This window comes from Fluviicoccus sp. (assembly GCF_030646115.1).
Lineage (GTDB): Bacteria > Pseudomonadota > Gammaproteobacteria > Pseudomonadales > Moraxellaceae > Fluviicoccus.
On the sequence record NZ_JAUSMX010000015.1, the window covers coordinates 161,958 to 181,698 of the forward strand.

Below are 19,741 nucleotides of genomic sequence, written 5' to 3' on the forward strand. Positions count from 1 at the left end.
CCCGGGCATAACAATGACCACCAACAGCATTCCCCAAGCCATCAGCACCTTCCAGGGACTGATCCTGGCCCTGCAGAACTACTGGGCCGAACAGGGCTGCGTCATCCTGCAGCCCTATGACATGGAAATGGGCGCCGGCACCTTCCATACCGCCACCTTCTTGCGCGCTCTCGGCCCCGAGACGTGGAATGCCGCCTATGTGCAGCCCTCCCGTCGTCCCGCCGACGGCCGCTATGGCGAAAACCCCAACCGCCTGCAGCACTACTACCAGTTCCAGGTGGTCCTTAAGCCGAACCCGGCCAACATCCAGGAGCTGTACCTGAACTCGCTGCGCACCATCGGCATCGACCCCGCCGTCCACGACATCCGCTTTGTGGAAGACAACTGGGAGTCACCGACGTTGGGCGCGTGGGGCCTGGGCTGGGAAGTGTGGCTGAACGGCATGGAAGTCACGCAGTTCACCTACTTCCAGCAAGTGGGCGGCATTGAGTGCTACCCGGTTACCGGCGAAATCACCTACGGTCTGGAACGGCTGGCCATGTACCTGCAAGGCGTCGATTCGGTCTATGACCTCACCTGGACCGACGGCCCCTTCGGCAAGGTCACCTACGGCGATGTCTTCCACCAGAACGAAGTTGAACAATCCACCTTCAACTTCGAGCACGCCAACGTCGACAAGCTGTTCGAGCTGTTCGACTTCTATGAGAGCGAAGCACAGCGCCTGATGGCTCTCGGCAATCCCCTGCCGCTGCCCGCGTACGAAATGGTGATCAAGGCCTCGCACAGCTTCAACCTGCTGGATGCGCGCCGCGCCATCTCCGTCACCGCCCGCCAGCAGTACATCCTGCGCGTGCGGCAACTGGCCCGCGCCGTGGCGTCCAGCTACCTGCATGCCCGCGCTCGCCTGGGCTTCCCCATGGCCCCCGACAACCTGCGGGATGAAGTATTGGCGAAACTGGCTGCGGAGGCTGCACAATGACCACTCAACCGTTCCTGGTGGAACTGGGCTGCGAAGAACTGCCCCCGAAATCCCTGAAGACACTGGCCGACCACTTCCTGGCCGGTATCGAAAACGGCCTGAAGCAGGCCGGCCTCAACTACACCCACGCCCGTCACTTTGCCGCGCCGCGCCGTCTGGCGGTCAGCATCCAGGGTCTGGAAACCCGCCAGCCTGACCGCACGCTGAACGTGGACGGCCCGCCCGTGAAGGCTGCCTTTGACGCCAACGGCAACCCGACCCAGGCCGCGCTGGGCTTCGCCAAGAAGAACGGCGTGGACATCAGCGAAGTCGACCGCAGCGGCGAGAAGCTGCGCTACAGCAAGTCCATCGCCGGTGCCGACGCGGTAACGCTGCTGCCCGGCATTGTCCAGGCCGCGCTCGACGCGCTGCCGATCGCCAAGCGCATGCGCTGGGCCGCCTCCAAGGTCGAATTCGTTCGCCCGACGCAATGGCTGGTGATGCTGCTCGGCAACTCGGTCGTGCCCTGCACTATCCTCGGCCAGACCGCCGGTAACGAAAGCCGTGGCCACCGCTTCATGGCCAACAACGAAACCTTCACCGTCAAGAACCTCGGCAATTTCCCCGCCGGGCTGGAACACGGCTACGAAACCACGCTGGAAACCCTGTACGTGATGCCGGACTTCGCCAAGCGCCGCGCTGCCATCCTCGGCAAGGTGCAGGAACTGGCGGCGAAGGAAGGCGGCAAGGCCGTCATCCCCGAAGCCTTGCTGGACGAAGTCACCGCGCTGGTGGAATACCCGGTGCCGCTGGTCTGCTCCTTTGAAGAGCGTTTCCTGCACGTGCCGCAGGAAGCCCTGATCTCGACGATGCAGGACAACCAGAAGTATTTCTGTCTGGTCGACGGCAACGGCAAGCTGCTGCCCCGTTTCATCACCGTCGCCAATGTGAAGAGCCCGAACCCGGAATTCATCATCGCCGGTAACGAGAAGGTGGTGCGCCCGCGCCTCACCGACGCCGAGTTCTTCTTCAAGCAGGACAAGAAGGTGAAGCTGGAAAGCCGCAACGAGCGCCTGAAGACCGTGGTCTTCCAGGCCCAGCTCGGCACGGTGTACGAGAAGGCGGAGCGCATCAGCGAACTGGCGGCGTTCATTGCTGCGCAGATCGGCGGCGACATCAAGCTGGCGCAGCGCGCGGGCCTGCTGTCGAAGTGCGATCTGGCCTCGGAAATGGTGGGTGAATTCCCGGAACTGCAAGGCATTGCCGGTTACCACTACGCCCTGCACGACGGCGAAGGCGAGGAAGTGGCGCTGGCCCTGAACGAACAGTACCTGCCGAAGTTCGCGGGCGACAGCCTGCCGACCACCAAGGCCGGCCTCAGCGTGGCGCTGGCCGACAAGCTGGACACGCTGGTCGGCATCTTCGGCATCAACCAGCCGCCCACCGGTTCCAAGGACCCGTTCGCGCTGCGCCGCGCCGCCATCGGCCTGCTGCGCATCATCATTGAACAGCAACTGCCGCTGGACCTGACCGTGCTGGCGCAGCAGGCCGTGAATGCCTACGGCACCAAGCTTGCCAACACCAATACCGTCACCGACGTCTTCGAATTCCTGCTCGGCCGCTACCGCGCCATGTATGAAGAACAGGGCGTTGGCGTAGACGTCATCCAGTCGGTGCAGGCGCTGAAACCGGCGAAGCCGCTGGACTTCTCACGCCGGGTGCTGGCGGTGCAGGCCTTCCGCGCCCTGCCGGAAGCCGCCGCCCTCGCCGCCGCCAACAAGCGCGTCGCCAACATCTTGGCCAAGGACGAATCCGTCACCACCGGCACGGTGGACAACACCCTGCTGGGCGACGCCGCCGAAGTGGCGCTGGCGCAACAGGTGGCCAACCTGCAATCCGAACTGGCGCCGCTGTTCGCCACTGGCGACTACACCACCGCACTGGCCAAGCTGGCCTCGCTGCGCGACACGGTGGACCGCTTCTTCACTGAAGTCATGGTGAATGCGGAAGACGCCGCCGTGCGCCGCAACCGCCTGACGCTGCTGGCCAACCTGCGCGCCCTGTTCCTCGCGATTGCGGATATCTCGCAATTGCAGTAAGAAGGATACAGACACGCTGCGCAAAAACGGCCCACAATCGGGCCGTTTTTGTTTTCAGCTTTACATCTCACAGGAACCTTCCATGCCCACCCCACACGCGTCCGCCCTGCACCGCGCCCTGCTCGCCAGCCTGATTGTGCTGTTGCTGTTCCTCGGCTTCCGGGTGCTGGCTCCATTCCTGACGCCCATGGTTTGGGCGGGCATCCTGGCCTACGTCACCTGGCCGGGCTACCAGCGTCTGAAGCGCATCCTCGGCGGCGGCCCCAACCGCAGCGCCGCACTGATGACGGTCGGGCTGACGCTGTTGCTGGTGCTGCCCATGGCCTGGGGCATTTATGTGCTGCAGGACGAAGCGGGCAAGGTGACGGCGCGGCTGACGGCGCAACTGACGTCCGGCACGCTGCAAACCCCGGACTTCATCCGCACCCTGCCCGGCGTGGGCCATGAAATCGACAACTTCCTCAACCGCCTGATCCATGAACCCGGCGCACTGCGTTCACAACTGGAGCGGCTGGGCCAGCATGTGTTGGGGTCGGCAGGCGCCATTGCCGGCGGCATCAGCCGCAATGCCGCCAAGCTGGGCATGACGCTGATCACGCTGTTCTTCTTTTACCGTGACGGTGAAGCCCTGATGCAGCAGATCCGCACCGCGCTGCAACACCTGATCGGCCGCCGCGCCAACGGCTATGTGCAGGCCGCCGCAGACATGACTCGGGCCGTGGTCATCGGCATTGTACTGACAGCGCTGGCGCAGGGCTTCCTGGCCGGGCTGGGTTATGCGGTGGCGGGTATGGATAGTCCGGTATTCCTCGCGGCCATCACCACGCTGATTGCAATGGTGCCCTTCGGCACCCCTTTTGCGTGGGGCAGTGTCGCGGTCTGGCTGTTTGCGCAGGGGGATGTGGTTCCAGCCCTGGGGCTGGCGGCCTGGGGTACCTTTGTCATCAGTTGGGTGGACAACATCATCCGCCCCATGGTGATTTCCGGCAAAACGCACATTCCTTTCCTGCTGGTGATGTTCGGGGTGCTGGGCGGTTTGAATGCGTTCGGGATGGTGGGTTTGTTTCTGGGGCCGGTGATCCTGGCGGTGCTGGTGGCGGTGTGGCGGGAATGGCTGGAGGGGGAGAAGGCGGAGGTCTAAGCCTTACTTCTTCGGCTGGTACTTTTCCCTCCCCAGCATCACCCGCAACAACCGCATCGTCTGCTGCGGCTCATCCGCCAAGTTGTAATTGAAGACCAGCGACGGCATGAAGCCCCCCGGCGCGCCATGTCCGGACAGTTCAATGCGGGTGCCGCCGCCCGGCAACGGCGTCAGCCGCCAGGTGCTTTGCAAGTCATACAGATGCACCCGCTTGCCATCCTGCTCCGGCATCGGGACATTGCGCACCGCCATGCTGCGGATCGTCACCACCCCGCCCTTGCCCTCGCGGCGCAGCAGCGACTGCAGCACTGTATCCCGCTCCTTGAAGGGATACGGCAGCTTGTACACCACATATACCCAGTTCGACTCGCCCTCATGACGCAGCAACTTCACCTTGCGGATGCGGGCAATCCACTCCGGCCAGGCCGGAATGTCGCGCAAGACCGCCACCACGGTGTCGATGGACTGCGGCGCCAGCATTTCGGCGCGGAATTCGTCGTAATCACTGTCCGCCTGGGCGCGGGTATAGACCTTGATCTGGCGCGGTGCATCCTCGCGGGACAAGTCCCATCCGTCATCCGCCAGCGCGGCGGTCATCAGACACGCCGCCAGCAAGCCGGACACCCAGATGGCAGGCACGCAATACCTCAGGGGAAGTAACGCTGCCGCATGCGCTCGGCATACGCGCGCAGGTTGGGATAAGGCGCCACAATCGGCGGCCAGGGGGAGTTGTCCGTAATCAATGTCAGCTGCGCAATGAGCCCGAAGGCCGAAGCGTCAATCTCGCTGGGCTCATCCCCAAAGAAATAGGCTTTGTCGCCCAGCAGCGCCGACAAGACCGCCACATCCTGCGAGGCAAAGGCATAGACCTGCTCCGGACTATGCTTGGCCGTACCCTGCCCCTGCAAGTCGCGTTTCATTTTCTGCTGGATCACCTGCGGCAACACCTTGCGCACCGGAAACGGCAGCTTGCCGAACAGCGAATCGCGAAATTGCGGCCAATACCGGCCATCTGCCCAACGACTGTATAGCGCCGCAAAATACAGCCGGTCTTCCAGCAGGGCTTTCAAGACATGCGACTGCGCCTTCTGCTCCGGCGTCAGGTGACGGTCAAAATCGATATCGTGCTTGTGTTTCAGGTAGTCAATGCAGAGCGTGGAATCCGGAATCAACCGGTTATCCACTTTAAGGGAGGGCAGCTTGCCCAGCGGTGCTTCACGCGGATCGTTGGTGTAATGGTTTTCGTAAGGCAGCCCGGCCATGCGCAGCCAGGTTTCCAGCTTCAGGCAGAAGGAACTCATGTTCGGGAGTCCCAGAGACGGATGGAATTGGTACAACTCGATCATGGCGGCCCTCCCGCAACCTTCAATCTATTGAATATGCGCCAGAATGCCGTCCAGTTCCTCAAAAGAGTTGTAACTGATCACGACCTTGCCCTTGCCCTTCTTGTTGTACTGGATGTCCACCCCGGCGCCCAAACGCTCGGCCAGCCACTGCTGCAACTCGGCGACATTGGGGTCGGCCTTGGCCGGCTTCTGGGCCGGTTTGTCCTTGGCGGCCAGCAGGCTGCGCACCAGTGCTTCGGTCTGGCGGACGGACAAGCCCTTGGCGACGATGGTGCGCGCTACTTCAGTCTGCTGCGCTTCGGGCAGCGCCAGCAAGGTGCGGGCATGCCCCATTTCCAGGTCGCCGTGCTCCAGCAGCGTCTTCACATCACGCGGCAACTGCGTCAGGCGCAGCAGGTTGGTGACGGTGGCGCGGGCCTTGCCGACGGCGTCGGCGATCTGCTGGTGCGTCATCTCGAATTCATCGGCGAAACGCTGCATCGCCACCGCCTGCTCCATCGGGTTCAGGTCTTCGCGCTGGATGTTCTCGATCAGCGCCCAGGCAATGGCGGTTTCATCGGGAATTTCACGAATGATCGCGGGAATGGTGTCCAGCCCGGCCATCTGCGCGGCGCGCCAGCGACGTTCACCGGCAATGATTTCATACTGCTTTGGACCGATGGAGCGCACCACCACCGGCTGCATCACGCCCTGCGCCTTGACCGAATCGGATAGCTCCTGCAGCGCCGCCGGATTCATGTCGCGGCGCGGCTGGTACCGGCCGCGCTGCAATTGTTCAATAGGCAGGCTTTGCAGGGCGCTGGTCACCGCCGGCGCCGTGGGGTTGGCCTCAATCGCTTCGACTTCTTCCATGACTTTGCGGGCTCCCAACAGGGAATCCAGACCGCGTCCACCACCCAAACCGCGTTTCTTTGTACTCATGGTCAATTCTCAAAAGCCGGGGCCGTCAGGCTGTTTTTCTTTTCTTCTCTTTTTTCAGCAGTTCGGCCGCCAGCGTCAAATATGCAAACGCCCCGCGTGAACCCTTGTCATAGTACATCACCGGCAGCCCGTGCGCAGGCGCTTCGGCAAGGCGGACGTTGCGCGGAATCACGGTTTCAAACACCTTGTCGCCGAAATGCTTGGTCAGTTCGGCGGAAACGTCGTTGGCCAGGGTATTGCGCGGGTCGAACATGGTACGCAGGATGCCCCGGATCTGCAGCGACGGGTTGAGGCGCTGTGTCATGCGTTCAATGGTATTGGTCAGGTCGGCCAGCCCTTCCAGCGCATAGTATTCGCACTGCATGGGAATGATGACGCCGTCGGCCGCCACCAGCGCATTCAGCGTCAGCAGGCTCAGCGACGGCGCGCAATCGATGACGATGTAGTCGTATTTCTTGGTCAGGGAAGCCAGCGCGTCCTTGAGACGGGTTTCACGGCTCTCCATGTCCATCAGTTCCAGTTCCGCGCCGCTCAGTTCACGGTTGGAACCCAGCACGTCGTAACCGGCCTTGGGGGTCGGCTGCACGGCGACGTTGATCGACGCATTGCCCAGCAGCACCTCGTACACCGAGTACGGCAGGCTGTGCTTTTCCAGACCGGAGCCCATGGTGGCGTTGCCCTGCGGGTCCAGGTCCACCAGCAGCACCTTGCGCTTGACGGCGGCCAGCGAGGCGGCGAGGTTCACGGAGGTGGTGGTTTTGCCGACTCCGCCCTTCTGGTTGGCGATGGCGAGAATTTGCGTCATGTCAGGTTTCCTTCACTAATCAGGTTCCCTCCCCGGAAACACCGGGAGGGTCGGGAGGGGCGGACCGCCCGCTCCGTGGCGCACCCCGTCGGGCGCGCCGTCTCAGGCGTTTTTGCCAATGACCACCAGATGACGTGCCTCAGCCAGATACGGCACCGTCAGCACATGCGTTTCACGGACGGCGAACGGTGCGGGCAAGGCATCGATCTCGTCCTGCGGGTACAAGCCCTTCATCGCCAGCAGCAGGCCGTCGTCCGCCATCAGGTGACCGCACCAGTGGGCGAAGTCGTTGAGGCTGGCAAAGGCGCGGCTGATAATCTGCGCCTGCGGCGGCAGCTTGGCCTGCTCGACGCGGGCATGATGCACCTTGACGTTCTTCAAGCCGAATTGTGCGGCCATCTGCACCAGGAAACGGGTTTTCTTGCTGTTGCTGTCCAGCAGGTCCACCTGCAGGTCGGGGCGCACCATCGCCAGCACCAGGCCGGGCAGGCCCGCACCGGTGCCGACATCCAGCAGGCTGCCGGAGCGCACATGCGGCGAAACCGCCAGCGAATCCAGCAAATGCTTGACCACCATGTCCTTGGGGTCGCGAATGGCCGTCAGATTATAAGCGCTGTTCCACTTTTGCAACGCCGTCACGTAGGACAGGAGCCGCTCATTGCTGCCTACCGGCAGCTCCAGCTGCAATTGACGGATACCGCTGTCGAGCAAAGTGGCGAGTTGTGGTGTGTCAGTCATGCAAAATCCTGATTATTCCTGTAGGTCGGGCTTCAGCCCGACACCGTTCTCCGGGCGAAGGGTATTGTCGGGCTGAAGCCCGACCTGCATCCTGCGTTCAACCCGCCAGCCGCATGTTGGCCATGCCGTGCTTCTTCAAATAGATCATCAACAGCGACACGGCCGCCGGCGTGAGGCCGGGAATGCGCCCCGCCTGCGCGAGCGTCTCCGGGCGCGTCGCCTTCAGCTTCGCCTTCACCTCATTCGACAGGCCGGAAACACGGTCATAGTCGAAGTCATCGGGCAACGTCATTTCCTCATGGGCGCGCAGCTTGTCGATCTCGTCCTGCTGGCGGTCAATATAACCGGCGTACTTGGCGTTGATCTCAATCTGCTCGCCCACTTCCGGGGCCACGTCAATGCCCGCCAGTTCAGCAACATGGGCGAAGTTGACCTGCGGCCGCTTCAGCAGCTCCAGCAAGGTGTTCTCCTTGCTCAGTTCCTGCCCGGTCAGCTCGGCGAAACGCTGACCCAGCGTGCTGCCGGGATGCGCCATCACTGATTTAAGGCGCTGGCTCTCGCGGGCGATGCCTTCCTGCTTCTCGCAGTAGGCGGCCCAGCGGGCATCGTCCACCAACCCCAACTTACGGCCGGTTTCGGTCAGGCGCTGGTCGGCATTGTCCTCGCGCAGCAGCAACCGGTATTCGGCGCGCGAGGTGAACATGCGGTACGGTTCCTTGGTGCCCAAGGTGATCAGGTCATCAACCAGCACACCCAGATAGGCGACATCACGGGTGGGATACCAGCCATCCTTGTCCTGTGCACGCAGCCCGGCGTTGATCCCGGCCAGCAGCCCCTGCGCCCCGGCTTCTTCATAACCGGTGGTGCCGTTGATCTGCCCGGCGAAATACAGGTTGTGAATGACGCGGGTTTCCAGCGTGTGCTTCAGGTCGCGCGGGTCGAAGAAATCGTATTCAATAGCGTAGCCGGGGCGGGTAATGTGCGCGTTTTCCATGCCCTTGATGGAACGCACCAGCGACAGTTGCACGTCAAACGGCAGGCTGGTGGAAATGCCGTTGGGGTACAGCTCGTGGGTCTTCAGGCCTTCCGGCTCAATGAACACCTGATGCGAATTTTTGTCGGCGAAACGATGGATCTTGTCCTCGATCGACGGGCAATAGCGCGGACCAACGCCTTCAATGACACCGGTGTACATCGGCGAACGGTCAAGGCCGCCGCGGATGATGTCGTGGGTCTGCTCGTTGGTGTGGGTGATCCAGCAGTTGACCTGTTCCGGGTGCATGGCGACGTTGCCCATGAACGACATCACCGGAATCGGGGTGTCGCCCGGCTGCGGCGTCATGACGCTGAAGTCGACGGACTTGGCGTCGATGCGCGGCGGCGTGCCGGTCTTCAGACGGCCGACGCGCAGCGGCAGTTCACGCAGGCGGTTGGCCAGTGCAATGGATGGCGGGTCCCCGGCGCGGCCACCCTTGTGGTTTTCCAGCCCGATGTGGATGACACCGCCCAAGAAAGTGCCGGTGGTCAGCACCACGGTTTTGGTGTCGAAGCGGATGCCGGTTTGCGTGACCACGCCCTTCACCGTCTCGCCTTCCACAATCAGGTCGTCGGCAGCCTGCTGGAAAATATCGAGATTGGGCTGGTTTTCGAGGATGCCGCGAATGGCCGCCTTGTACAGCACGCGGTCGGCCTGAGCGCGGGTGGCGCGCACCGCCGGGCCCTTGCTGCCGTTCAGCACGCGGAACTGGATGCCGCCGAGGTCAGTGGCCAGCGCCATGGCGCCGCCCAAGGCGTCGATTTCCTTGACCAGATGGCTCTTGCCGATGCCGCCGATGGCGGGATTGCAGCTCATCTGCCCCAGCGTCTCGATGTTGTGGGTCAGCAGCAGGGTCTGGCAACCCATGCGCGCCGCCGCCAAAGCGGCTTCGGTACCGGCATGACCGCCGCCGATGACAATGACATCGTAAAATTTGGGATAACGCATAACACCACCGCTGGGGGAATTGCCGCTGAAGACACCGGGAACCGGCCTTGAATCGAACGGGCAATTATAAACCAGCCGTCCGGGGAGTTCGACCTTTACCGCGAGGGAGTCCCCGGTTTTAGGGCCAATGCCGGAAAAAAACGGGCATAGTTCACATTATTGAATTTATCAGCACAGCTAATCTGGAAAAAAGGCCCCTTTGTCCCATACTTTCCTTTGTACAGCTGTATTTACGATAAATTAACAATTATTGACGCTCACCCTTATGGACACTCTTGCATTTTCGTCCCAACCGGCTTAGTCAGCGTCGCTATTTTTATATCCTACAAATATCAATAATGTGACAAACGGGGTGCATCATGACCGGCAATACACTTTCGCTTTCCTGTACCTCCAGCAAGGAGCAAGACCGTCTGGTCTTCAAATCGCTGGTGGGAATCATTTCCCAAACCTCCCGCTCCGCCCGTTGGAGTTATCTGCCGGAAGGCTATGCCGATGTGGTTTTTGTGGATCTGGATGACGCCAAACCGGTTTATCCGCATGCCGAGCCCGGCAAGCCGATGTCCGTGGTCGTGGGCTACAGCACCGACCCCGAGAAGATGAAGCGATCGGTGTTCTCATTGAAGAAGCCGGCCCGTGCCAAAGAGTTTGTCGGTTTGCTGGAAATGCTGGAGTCGCATCTGGCCAACAAGGATGACCTGACCATCCCCTACATGCCGGCGCTCAACCTCGCCTGATTTCCCGCTGATGTGGCCGGACGCCGACCATGCGCGTCCGGCTTGCACCCCTTCCCCACTCTCTTTAGACTTGAATCCCCCTTGCACCCTGCCGGTTTACACCGATGCCCCAGACATTGCCCCCCGATTCGGTCGGGCTGGTTACGCCACAGACCCTGCATGTCGATACACCGCTGACCCTGGTGTGCTCCCGCGTGCTGGAGAGCTACGACCTTGTCTATGAAACCTACGGCACGCTCAACGCCGGCAAGTCCAACGCCCTGCTGATCTGCCACGCGCTGTCCGGCCACCATCATGCCGCCGGCTACAACAGCCTCGATGACGGCAAGCCCGGCTGGTGGGATACCTGCATCGGCCCCGGCAAGGCCATCGACACCAACCGCTTTTTCGTGGTCGCCCTCAACAACCTGGGCGGCTGCCACGGCTCCACCGGCCCGTCCTCGCTCAACCCAGCCACCGGCAAGAACTATGGCCCCGACTTCCCGCTGGTCACCGTCAAGGACTGGGTGCAGGTGCAGGCCCGTCTGGCCGACCACCTGGGTATTGACGCCTGGGCCGCTGTGGTGGGTGGTTCGCTGGGCGGCATGCAGGTGATGCAATGGGCGGTGGATTACCCGGACCGTATCCGCAACGCCGTCATCATCGCCAGCGCCCCCAAGCTGTCGGCGCAGAACATTGCCTTCAACGAAGTAGCACGGCAGGCCATCCTCTCCGACCCGGACTTCTACGGCGGCCACTACTACGAATACGACACCTATCCCAAGCGCGGGCTGATCCTGGCGCGCATGGTCGGACACATTACGTACCTGTCCGACGACGCCATGAAGCAAAAATTCGGCCGTGATCTGAAAAGCGGCCAGTTCGCCTTCGGCTATGATGTGGAATTCCAGGTGGAGTCGTACCTGCGTTATCAGGGCGAAACCTTCTCGCGCTATTTCGACGCCAACACCTACCTGTTGATGACCAAGGCGCTGGACTACTTTGACCCCGCCCGCGAATACGACAACAATCTGCAGGCCGCGCTGGCGCGGGCCACCTGCCGCTTCCTGGTGATATCCTTCACCACCGACTGGCGTTTTGCTCCGTCGCGCTCGCAGGAAATCGTCAACGCACTGATTGCCGAACGCAAGGATGTCTCCTATGCCGATATCGACGCGCCACAAGGCCACGACTCCTTCCTGTTCCCGATTCCACGCTACATCACCCTGCTGAAGAACTTCCTGAACCGGATTGACGAGGCTCCCCATGCGTCTTGACTTGCGACTGGCCGAACAATGGATTCAGCCCGGCAGCCGGGTGCTGGACCTGGGCTGCGGCGACGGCGAGCTGCTGGCGCACCTGCGCGACAATTTCAATGTCCATGGCTACGGACTGGAAATTGATGAAGACAAGATCAGCGCCGGCGTTGCGCGCGGCGTCAACGTCATCCAGCAGAACCTCAATGAAGGGCTGGGCAACTTCGGCGACGCCACCTTCGACAGCGTCATCATGACGCAGGCGCTGCAAGCCGTGGCCAAGCCGGATGAATTGCTGGAAGACATGCTGCGGGTGGCGAAGCAGGCCATCATCACCTTCCCCAACTTCGCCCACTGGAAAACACGCGGTTACCTGTTCTGGCGCGGCATGATGCCGGTGTCGAAAGCCCTGCCCTACTCCTGGTACAACACCCCGAACATCCACCTCTGCACCTTCCGCGATTTTGAAGCCCTGTGTGCAGAGAAAGGCGTCACCGTGCTCAACCGCCGCGCCGTCGACGGCGACCAGCAGGGCAGCCTTCTGATGCGCCAGTTCCCCAACATGTTTGGTGAAGTCGCGATTTACCGCGTCACGCGCTGAACGCAGGCTTCAGCGTATTTCCAGTACATCAATCACCGGCGGCATGGCGAAACGCAGCGGCAGGCCGATCATGCCCACGCCGCTGGTGACAAACACCTGCCCGTTGGGCCGCTGATACAGCCCGCGCTTGTATCCGTGACGGGTCACCCCGGCCAGCATCCGCTCCGTCAGCCAGGGCAGATTGACCTGACCGCCATGGGTATGACCCGCCAGCATCAGCGCCGGAACCGGCAACGGCGGCAATTCCTCCATCAGATCGGGATTATGGGTCAGCAGCAGCAGCTTCTTGCCGGATGACGCCAAAGACGGCAAACGCCCGGCACCCGTCGATTCAGCCCACAAGTCGCGCAACCCCACCAGCGTCACCGGCCCCAGATTCACCTCACCGCCTTCAATCGGCTGAATTCCGTTGTGGAGCAAGGCCGCCCGCAATTCACGCTCCAGCGGCGGGCCGGGCTGCTGCCCGTCGTGGTTGCCGGGCACGGAATACACCGGGTGGCGCAACTGCCTGAACGGGGCCAGCAGCAAAGCCAGATCCTCGTGACGCCCCGGCTCATACGTCCAGTCCCCGGCCACCAGCACCGCCTGCACCTCCAGGGTATTCAACCGATCCACCAGTCGCTGCATTTGCCCGGGGCTGGAAAACAAACCGTAGTGCATGTCGCTGACCAGCGCCACCTTCAACGGATAACCGGCCTGGATCACAGTGGCGCGCACAAACAGTAAATTGGGTTCCACAAACCGGGCATAAATTCCCAGCAGGAACAGCACCGCCATCACGATGCCGAATGCCCGTGAAAACCAGAGCCGATGCACTCCTACGGCCATCACAACCACCAGAGGCCATAACAACCCGCTTTCATGGAACAACAACGCCCTGAACAGGGTCAGGCCCGGATCGGGGGTCCACGCGGCACGCGCCTGCTGCACGGCCGGGACCGCCAGGATCAGGGCCAATATGCCCAACCCAAGCCCTGCACTTACCTTGTAACGGCCGAATCTCATGGCAACCACACTTATCCACAAAGTTATCCACAAGAATAAGCCACAACCGAAAAGTCACGACTTATGCACAGTTTTATCCACAGTCGCTTACCCTACCACTGTCGGGTCGTCAAATACTCGCAATGGCTCTAGAATCAGGCAAGGCCCGCTGGATATCGAATCATGAAAAAACTGGTTATCGCCACCGGTAATCCCGGAAAACTGAAAGAGTTGCAAGAATTGCTCAACGGCCTGCATATCGAGGTCATCAGCCAGAAGTCGCTGGGCATCAGCGATGCCGAGGAAACCGGCCTCACCTTTGTGGAAAATGCGCTGATCAAGGCCCGGCACGCCGCCGCCATTTCCGGCCTGCCGGCGTTGGCGGACGACTCCGGCCTGTGCGTGGATGTGCTGGGCGGCGCACCGGGCATCTATTCCGCCCGCTATGCCGGACCCGGTGCGGATGATGCCGCCAACAACACCCAACTGTTACAGACCCTGCTGCCATTCCGCCGCAGCGGCATCCCACTGACGGCGCGCTTTGTCTGCGTGCTGGTGCTGGTGCGTCATGCCGACGACCCGCTGCCGCTGATCTGCCAGGGCTTGTGGGAAGGAGAAATCCTGCCCGCCCCTCAAGGCAACAACGGATTCGGTTATGACCCTCTGTTTCTGGTTCGTGAAAAGCATTGCAGCAGCGCCGAACTGGACCGATCCCTGAAAAACCGGATCAGTCACCGCGCACAGGCGATGAACCAATTGCTGCACCTGTTGCGCAATACCCTCTCGACGCTGTAAAAGGGTAGAAAACCGAACGCGTTCCGGCTTATGCGGGTGATCGTGCGTCACCGGGTATGGCCGGAACAGAATTTGACCACTAGAATCGATTAACACCCCAACAGGGATCGACATCATGCGTTTGAAGTTACTGACTTTGGCCACCCTGCTGGCCACCTCCACCGGCGTTATGGCCGACGAAGTGCTGCAGCAGGCGGAAAGCCTGTTGGCCGGACAGAAAGCCGCCGATGCGGTTGCTTTACTGGCCCCGCTGGAAGATGAGCGTGCCGGTGATCCAGATTACGATTACCTGTTGGGACAGGCCCTGCTGGAAACCGGCGACCCCAGCAATGCCGTGTTTGCCTTTGAACGCTGCCTGACCGCACAGCCGGAAAACGGTCCGTGCCGGGTGCAGATGGCGCGGACGCACTTGGCCATGGGTGAAACCGCCAATGCTCGGGCCGAACTGGAAACCATCCAGGCTTATAATCCGCCGGCGCAGGTGCAGGAACTGGTCAGCAAGTTCCTGGGTGCGGTAAGCGTGCGCGAGAAGCAGGAAAAACGCCAGCTAAGGGCCTATGCCCAGGCAGGCGCCGGCTTTGACAGCAATGCCAACAGCGCCACGGATGCCAGCCAGTTTGCCATACCTGGTTTCGTGTTCCCCCTGAATGCTCAGAACCGTCGCCTGGAAAGCAGCTTTGCCGGGCTTCAGACAGGTGGTTCTTTCATTTATCGCCATACCCCAAAGTTCAATAGTAGCGGCGATATCGGTCTCAACCTTCGAAACTATTTTGACGAATCCCAATTCAGCTACCACATGCTGGATGGCAATCTGGGAGCCAACTACCTGCTAAGCGGCGGCCAGATCGGCACCAAGCTTTCCCTGCAGAAAATGTGGCTGGATGGCAGCGCCTATCGCGATGTGGTCGGGCTCAGCGGCCAGTATCAGCGCGACATCGGCCTTACCGGCCAGTTCGCCTGTTTCCTGCAGACCAACCGCATGCGCTACGACAGCCAAACCAGCCGTGACGCCGACCGCCTTACGGGTGGAGTCGCCTGGTCACAAGGCTTTGATGGCGCCTATAGCCCGGTTGTCTTTGCTAGCGCCTACACCGGCAATGAAAAAACCACCAGCCATGCCGCCCCCTCCACCCAGTTCGCCAATGACTTTTCCGGGCTGCGTGCCGGGGGGGCATTGTCCTTCTCCAACACTTTGCGCATGAACAGCTCAATCAGTTACGAATCCCGCAATTACGATACGCCCCAGCTGATCAACGGCATCGTCCGGGACGACAAGCAGACTGACCTCAGTTTGGGGCTGGCCTGGCGGATAAAGCCGACGCTGACCCTGCAACCAGTCTTTACCTTCACACAAAACAACTCCAACACCGTCATTTACGATTTTGACCGCCACGTCATCAGCCTTGACCTGCGCTACGACCTGTAAGGGAGCACGAGAATCATGAATACCAGAACCCAACTTCTCAACCCGCAAGGACTGCTGGCCGCTCTCGTGGCCATGACCCTGTCGGGCATGGCCGTTGCCGAAACCGCCGGTCGCGTCAACTTCGTCTCCGGCGGTGTTGTCGCCGTCAGCGCCGACGGCAGCAAGCGCACCCTGACCCGGGGCGATTTCATCAACAGCGGCGAACGCATTGAAACCAATCGTGGACGGGCGCAAATCCGCTTCACCGACGGCAGCTTCCTCAGCCTGCAGCCGGATACCGTCTTCGGCGTCGACAACTACACCTTCTCCAAGGCCAAGCCGGAAGAAGGTTCGCTGCTGTTCAACTTTGTTCGCGGCAGCATGCGCACGGTCAGCGGCGCCATCGGCAAGGTCAACCGCGCCAACTACAAGGTCAAGACCCCGGTCGCCACCATCGGCATCCGCGGCACCGGCTATGCCAGCAGCTATCGCAACGGCCTGCTGCTGGTCAGCGTCAATCACGGCATGGTTAACCTTAGCAATGACTCCGGAAGCAGCAATGTCGGCACCGGCCAGACCTTCCAGACGCGGGATGGCGAAGCCCCTGGCCCGGCCCCTGAAGGCACGACGGTCGGCGCGCGCGCTGACGGCCCTGCCGGTGAGGGTGAAAACCGGCTGGAAATGGCGCGGAACGAAGATCGCGACGAAAGCGACATCCGTTCCGGTGAGCAAGTTGGTGAAGATGGCTCAGTGGGCGGCGTCCCGACCGAGCCCAACACTCCGATCCTGACGGATACCGTTAACAGCACCCCGCTCTATGCCTTTGCCAGTCCGGTGATTCGCAGTCTGTTTGACACCAACAGCTCACGGACTTCCGGTGTTGGCGCTACCTTCAACCCGGGTCACAATACGCGTGGCGGCCTGCTGACCCTGTTTAGCGGCGAGGGCGGCTCTTCGCTCATTAACCGGCCCGAAACCGACGGAGCCAAACAGGCCAACGTCCATACCGGCTTGTGGGATGGCGGCGGCCTCAGCTACGGCGAATGGACCGACGGCAAACTATTGCTCGGCAACAGTTCCGTTCCCACCGAGGAGGTTCTAGGCAGCAATCAGTTCCTGCCCTACATCATCGGCACCCCCGTGGCTGGCCCCACCGGCAGCTTTTATGTGGAATACCACCTGAACAACGCCTCGGCAGCCCGGGTGGCCTCCGGCAGCACCATGAGCGGCGTCTTGAATGCGCTGGATATGGGTATCGACCTGCAAAATGCCAAGCTTTATGTCGACAGGATGCAAGTCACCCTGACGCCGGCGGCAGGCGGCAACGCCACGGTCTACAACGCTTCCGGCAAAGGCCTCAACATTTCCCTGAACAGCAGCGGTTTTGACCTGATCTCCGGCCTCTCTGCCACCAGCCAGCAGGATGCTTCATGTAGCAGCAGTGGCTGTAACACCCGGATTTCCGCCTTCTTCACCGGACCCGACGGCGGGCTGCTGGGCAGTTCGTACAGCATTGATGGGGCACAGGGATCCGGTGTTAATGGAGTTGCTGTCCTCGGCCAAGGCAGCGAATATGCCATCCATCCGTCTTTGACCGACACCACCGATGGCGCCAGCAGCGGCATTTCTCCACTGTACTCCTTTGCCAGCCCGGTAGATCGCGCTGATGCACAAGGCCAGTTGGTGACCCTGGACGTCAAGGCTGACTTTGAGCAAAACCCCGGCGCCAAACAAGGCGGGTTGTTGTCCTTGGTGGAGAATCCCGGCTCATCGCCCAGTAACCTTTTTGCCAGCGGCAGCGCCGCTTTCACCAATCTGATGACGGATACCAACCGCCTGGTTGCCGTCGGTGAGTTGACCAATGGCTCCTTAACCTATGCCGGAACCAACCTCGGCCTGGGCCTCACAACCTTTATGCCGTATGTGATTGGCGTTACTCCGAGCGTAATTCCGGACAGCAACCTGAAGGTGCAATACTCGCTTTACAATCCGGGGAATGGCTCCTTCGCTACCAAGCCCCGTTTCAGTGACGGCACCGTCATCGCATCCTCCCTGGATCGCCTGAACTTGAACTTGGACCTCGCCGATGGCCTGATTGATGTGGACATGCAGCTGACAACCGGCATCGGCCCCAACCAGACTGTCTACAACGTCCTGAAAAACGGCATCAGCCGACCCTCCCTGAATGCCGGCAACGGCTTCCAGCTTGAAAACGGGGAGCTGAAAGCCATCAGCAGCGGTCAGGACTCCCGTTGCAACGGTACGGGCTGCGACACTGTGCTTGCCGGCTTCTTCACCGGCAATGACGGCGACATGCTCGGCGTATCTTACAGCATCATACATTCTCCCAACTCTGCCTTGGGGGGGGTTGCCGTACTCGACAAGACCGGCGCTACCGTTATCCAGCCCACTTTCGACACCACCGGACTGGTGGCGGATGATTTGACCGGGCAATCAACTGCCCTCTTCTTCCCTGATGCACTGGATCTGGCCGAAAAAAAGCTGACCGGCTTAACCCGCGTCTTCAGCCAGTTGAATGGCGGACTGATCGAAGCAACCGGCACTCAGGGTAATACCACACAGCTGTTTGGACGGGTGGACAATGCTGCGGCGCCGGAAGCTCTTGAACTCAAGCATTACCGCAACACATTGTCTTGGGCGCGGTGGACTAGCCCGACTGCCCATGTCTACTACGACACTACCAACGCCGTCAAAGAAGCCACAGGCTTGTCCAGCAGCAGCATCCACTACCTGATTGGAGAGGCCTCCGCCACCGGTCCAGGTACGGCCATCCAGAGCTTCACGGATCAGGGTCGGACCGTTACCTACAATCTGGCGGGCGGAACGGCGCCGACGGCCTACCAGTTGCTCGGCAACGCCTCAGCCCCTGCCTCCACGGCAGGATCACTGACTAGCGGTCAGGTTCAGATCAACTTCGCAACAGCCACCGCGTCACTGAGCTTGGGCATGAACATGCCGGCCTTTGATGGCAACAACAATCCAATCACGACGGCGATCACTGTCGACTCCAAGGGCTTCACCGGCACCTTGAGCGGCGCCCAACTGAATTACAACACGCTCAACATCGCCAATAATGGTACGGCGTGCACCGGATGCAGCGGCACGGCCTCCGGATTCATTGCCGGGTCTGGAGCGGATATGGTAGGTATCGGCTACCGTTTCACCGCCGACACTGCTGTCAACACCGCTCCCGTTTCCGGCGTGGCCGCTTTCGACCACAGCATTGGCTCTCCCACCCTCTGACCCTGCACCGCTCCAAACCCAACGCCTCCTTCAGGGGGCGTTGTTGTTTACGGCGTCACGCCACGGGCTGCGTTTGCTGCACACTCACTCGCAGCTCCATCCGCAAAGCCATGTTCGCCAACGCCGGATGGCTCTGCCGCCAGTCAAGCTCCGGAAAACGGAAGTCCAGATAGCCCAGCGTGCTGACAGCCGCAATTTCCGCCAGTGTCACGTCATCCCCGACAAAATACATCCTCGAACCCAGCCATACCGACAAGCCCGCCAAACCGCGCTGGATTTTCAGCATCTGCCGGTCAATCCAGTCATCGCTGACCTGCACCGGAGGGCGTTTACGCTCAATGAAGACTGCCGCCGCCGCATCGGCAATACCATCCGCCAACGCCTCAAGGCGTAACACGGCTATGCGCGCAACATCGTACTGAGGAATGAATTTTCGGCCCGGCAAGGTTTCCAGATAGGCCGCAATCACCCGGGAATCATAGACCGTTTCGCCGGACTCCAGCACCAGCACCGGCACTTTGCCCAAGGGATTATGCAGGGGAACCTGAGTGTCGGAATTCCACGGAATGTCCACGACCAGCTCAAACGGGATCTGTTTTTCCAGTAACAAAATACGCACTTTACGCGCAAAAGGACTTGTTAAAGACGCTACCAGTTTCATTTCCGCCACTCCCATGTTTATAAAAAAACCCGCATAAATGCGGGCTTCTGATACTTGATTCGTCCTG

Annotated in this window: 17 protein-coding genes; 9 read left to right on the plus strand and 8 right to left on the minus strand. The window is 61.0% G+C overall.

Annotated elements, in window-relative coordinates; all coding sequences use genetic code 11:
- The first annotated feature begins 13 nt into the window (after positions 1 to 13).
- The 3 genes from glyQ (at position 14) to Q7T36_RS11215 (ending at position 4,198) form a co-directional block, all read left to right on the plus strand.
- A complete protein-coding gene (gene glyQ, locus Q7T36_RS11205) occupies positions 14 to 979 on the plus strand; it encodes a glycine--tRNA ligase subunit alpha (RefSeq protein WP_370690106.1) in 966 nt (321 codons plus the stop codon).
- Positions 976 to 3,057, plus strand: coding sequence for a glycine--tRNA ligase subunit beta (glyS, locus tag Q7T36_RS11210; RefSeq protein WP_304848152.1), 2,082 nt, complete (start codon positions 976 to 978; stop codon positions 3,055 to 3,057). Before glyQ ends, glyS begins: the two co-directional genes overlap by 4 nt.
- An 82-nt stretch (positions 3,058 to 3,139) precedes the next feature.
- Positions 3,140 to 4,198, plus strand: a complete 1,059-nt coding sequence (locus Q7T36_RS11215; protein WP_304848155.1) for an AI-2E family transporter — start codon at positions 3,140 to 3,142, stop codon at positions 4,196 to 4,198.
- A 3-nt stretch (positions 4,199 to 4,201) separates the two neighbouring features.
- On the opposite strand, the gene Q7T36_RS11220 is transcribed toward Q7T36_RS11215, so the two are convergent.
- The 6 genes from Q7T36_RS11220 to mnmG all read right to left on the minus strand — a co-directional run bounded on the left by Q7T36_RS11220 (position 4,202) and on the right by mnmG (position 9,992).
- Positions 4,202 to 4,837 (minus strand): START domain-containing protein, encoded by a 636-nt coding sequence (locus Q7T36_RS11220; protein WP_304848159.1) that lies wholly within the window; start codon positions 4,835 to 4,837, stop codon positions 4,202 to 4,204.
- An 8-nt stretch (positions 4,838 to 4,845) separates the two neighbouring features.
- On the minus strand, positions 4,846 to 5,544 hold the full coding sequence (locus Q7T36_RS11225) for a glutathione S-transferase family protein (protein WP_304848162.1): 699 nt from the start codon (positions 5,542 to 5,544) through the stop codon (positions 4,846 to 4,848).
- Between the two features lie 24 nt (positions 5,545 to 5,568).
- Positions 5,569 to 6,465: a ParB/RepB/Spo0J family partition protein gene (locus tag Q7T36_RS11230; RefSeq protein ID WP_304848165.1), complete on the minus strand. Its 897-nt coding sequence runs from the start codon at positions 6,463 to 6,465 to the stop codon at positions 5,569 to 5,571.
- A gap of 25 nt (positions 6,466 to 6,490) precedes the next feature.
- Positions 6,491 to 7,270 (minus strand): ParA family protein, encoded by a 780-nt coding sequence (locus Q7T36_RS11235; RefSeq protein ID WP_304848167.1) that lies wholly within the window; start codon positions 7,268 to 7,270, stop codon positions 6,491 to 6,493.
- A gap of 102 nt (positions 7,271 to 7,372) precedes the next feature.
- A complete protein-coding gene (rsmG, locus tag Q7T36_RS11240) occupies positions 7,373 to 8,008 on the minus strand; it encodes a 16S rRNA (guanine(527)-N(7))-methyltransferase RsmG (RefSeq protein WP_304848171.1) in 636 nt (211 codons plus the stop codon).
- 97 nt (positions 8,009 to 8,105) lie between these two features.
- Positions 8,106 to 9,992: a tRNA uridine-5-carboxymethylaminomethyl(34) synthesis enzyme MnmG gene (mnmG, locus tag Q7T36_RS11245; protein WP_304848175.1), complete on the minus strand. Its 1,887-nt coding sequence runs from the start codon at positions 9,990 to 9,992 to the stop codon at positions 8,106 to 8,108.
- 359 nt (positions 9,993 to 10,351) lie between these two features.
- Between mnmG and Q7T36_RS11250 the strand changes: the two genes are divergently transcribed.
- From Q7T36_RS11250 to metW, 3 genes are all read left to right on the plus strand, one after another.
- Positions 10,352 to 10,729 (plus strand): hypothetical protein, encoded by a 378-nt coding sequence (locus tag Q7T36_RS11250; RefSeq protein ID WP_304848178.1) that lies wholly within the window; start codon positions 10,352 to 10,354, stop codon positions 10,727 to 10,729.
- Between the two features lie 104 nt (positions 10,730 to 10,833).
- Positions 10,834 to 11,985 (plus strand): homoserine O-acetyltransferase, encoded by a 1,152-nt coding sequence (locus Q7T36_RS11255; RefSeq protein ID WP_304848181.1) that lies wholly within the window; start codon positions 10,834 to 10,836, stop codon positions 11,983 to 11,985.
- The gene (gene metW / locus Q7T36_RS11260) at positions 11,975 to 12,565 is read left to right on the plus strand and encodes a methionine biosynthesis protein MetW (protein ID WP_304848184.1); all 591 of its coding nucleotides are present in this window, start codon (positions 11,975 to 11,977) and stop codon (positions 12,563 to 12,565) included. Before Q7T36_RS11255 ends, metW begins: the two co-directional genes overlap by 11 nt.
- 9 nt (positions 12,566 to 12,574) lie before the next feature.
- Here metW and Q7T36_RS11265 read toward each other — a convergent pair whose 3' ends face one another.
- The gene (locus Q7T36_RS11265; RefSeq protein WP_304848186.1) at positions 12,575 to 13,570 is read right to left on the minus strand and encodes a metallophosphoesterase; all 996 of its coding nucleotides are present in this window, start codon (positions 13,568 to 13,570) and stop codon (positions 12,575 to 12,577) included.
- Positions 13,571 to 13,732: 162 nt separating this feature from the next.
- Here Q7T36_RS11265 and rdgB point away from each other — a divergent pair, with 162 nt between their 5' ends.
- The 3 genes from rdgB to Q7T36_RS11280 all read left to right on the plus strand — a co-directional run bounded on the left by rdgB (position 13,733) and on the right by Q7T36_RS11280 (position 19,013).
- The gene (gene rdgB / locus Q7T36_RS11270) at positions 13,733 to 14,344 is read left to right on the plus strand and encodes an RdgB/HAM1 family non-canonical purine NTP pyrophosphatase (protein ID WP_304848188.1); all 612 of its coding nucleotides are present in this window, start codon (positions 13,733 to 13,735) and stop codon (positions 14,342 to 14,344) included.
- 115 nt (positions 14,345 to 14,459) lie between these two features.
- Positions 14,460 to 15,770 (plus strand): tetratricopeptide repeat protein, encoded by a 1,311-nt coding sequence (locus Q7T36_RS11275; protein WP_304848191.1) that lies wholly within the window; start codon positions 14,460 to 14,462, stop codon positions 15,768 to 15,770.
- 15 nt (positions 15,771 to 15,785) lie between these two features.
- A complete protein-coding gene (locus tag Q7T36_RS11280; protein ID WP_304848194.1) occupies positions 15,786 to 19,013 on the plus strand; it encodes a FecR family protein in 3,228 nt (1,075 codons plus the stop codon).
- A 55-nt stretch (positions 19,014 to 19,068) separates the two neighbouring features.
- Here Q7T36_RS11280 and Q7T36_RS11285 read toward each other — a convergent pair whose 3' ends face one another.
- Complete coding sequence (locus Q7T36_RS11285; RefSeq protein ID WP_304848197.1) at positions 19,069 to 19,674, minus strand: glutathione S-transferase N-terminal domain-containing protein; 606 nt, start codon at positions 19,672 to 19,674, stop codon at positions 19,069 to 19,071.
- Positions 19,675 to 19,741: the final 67 nt, after the last annotated feature.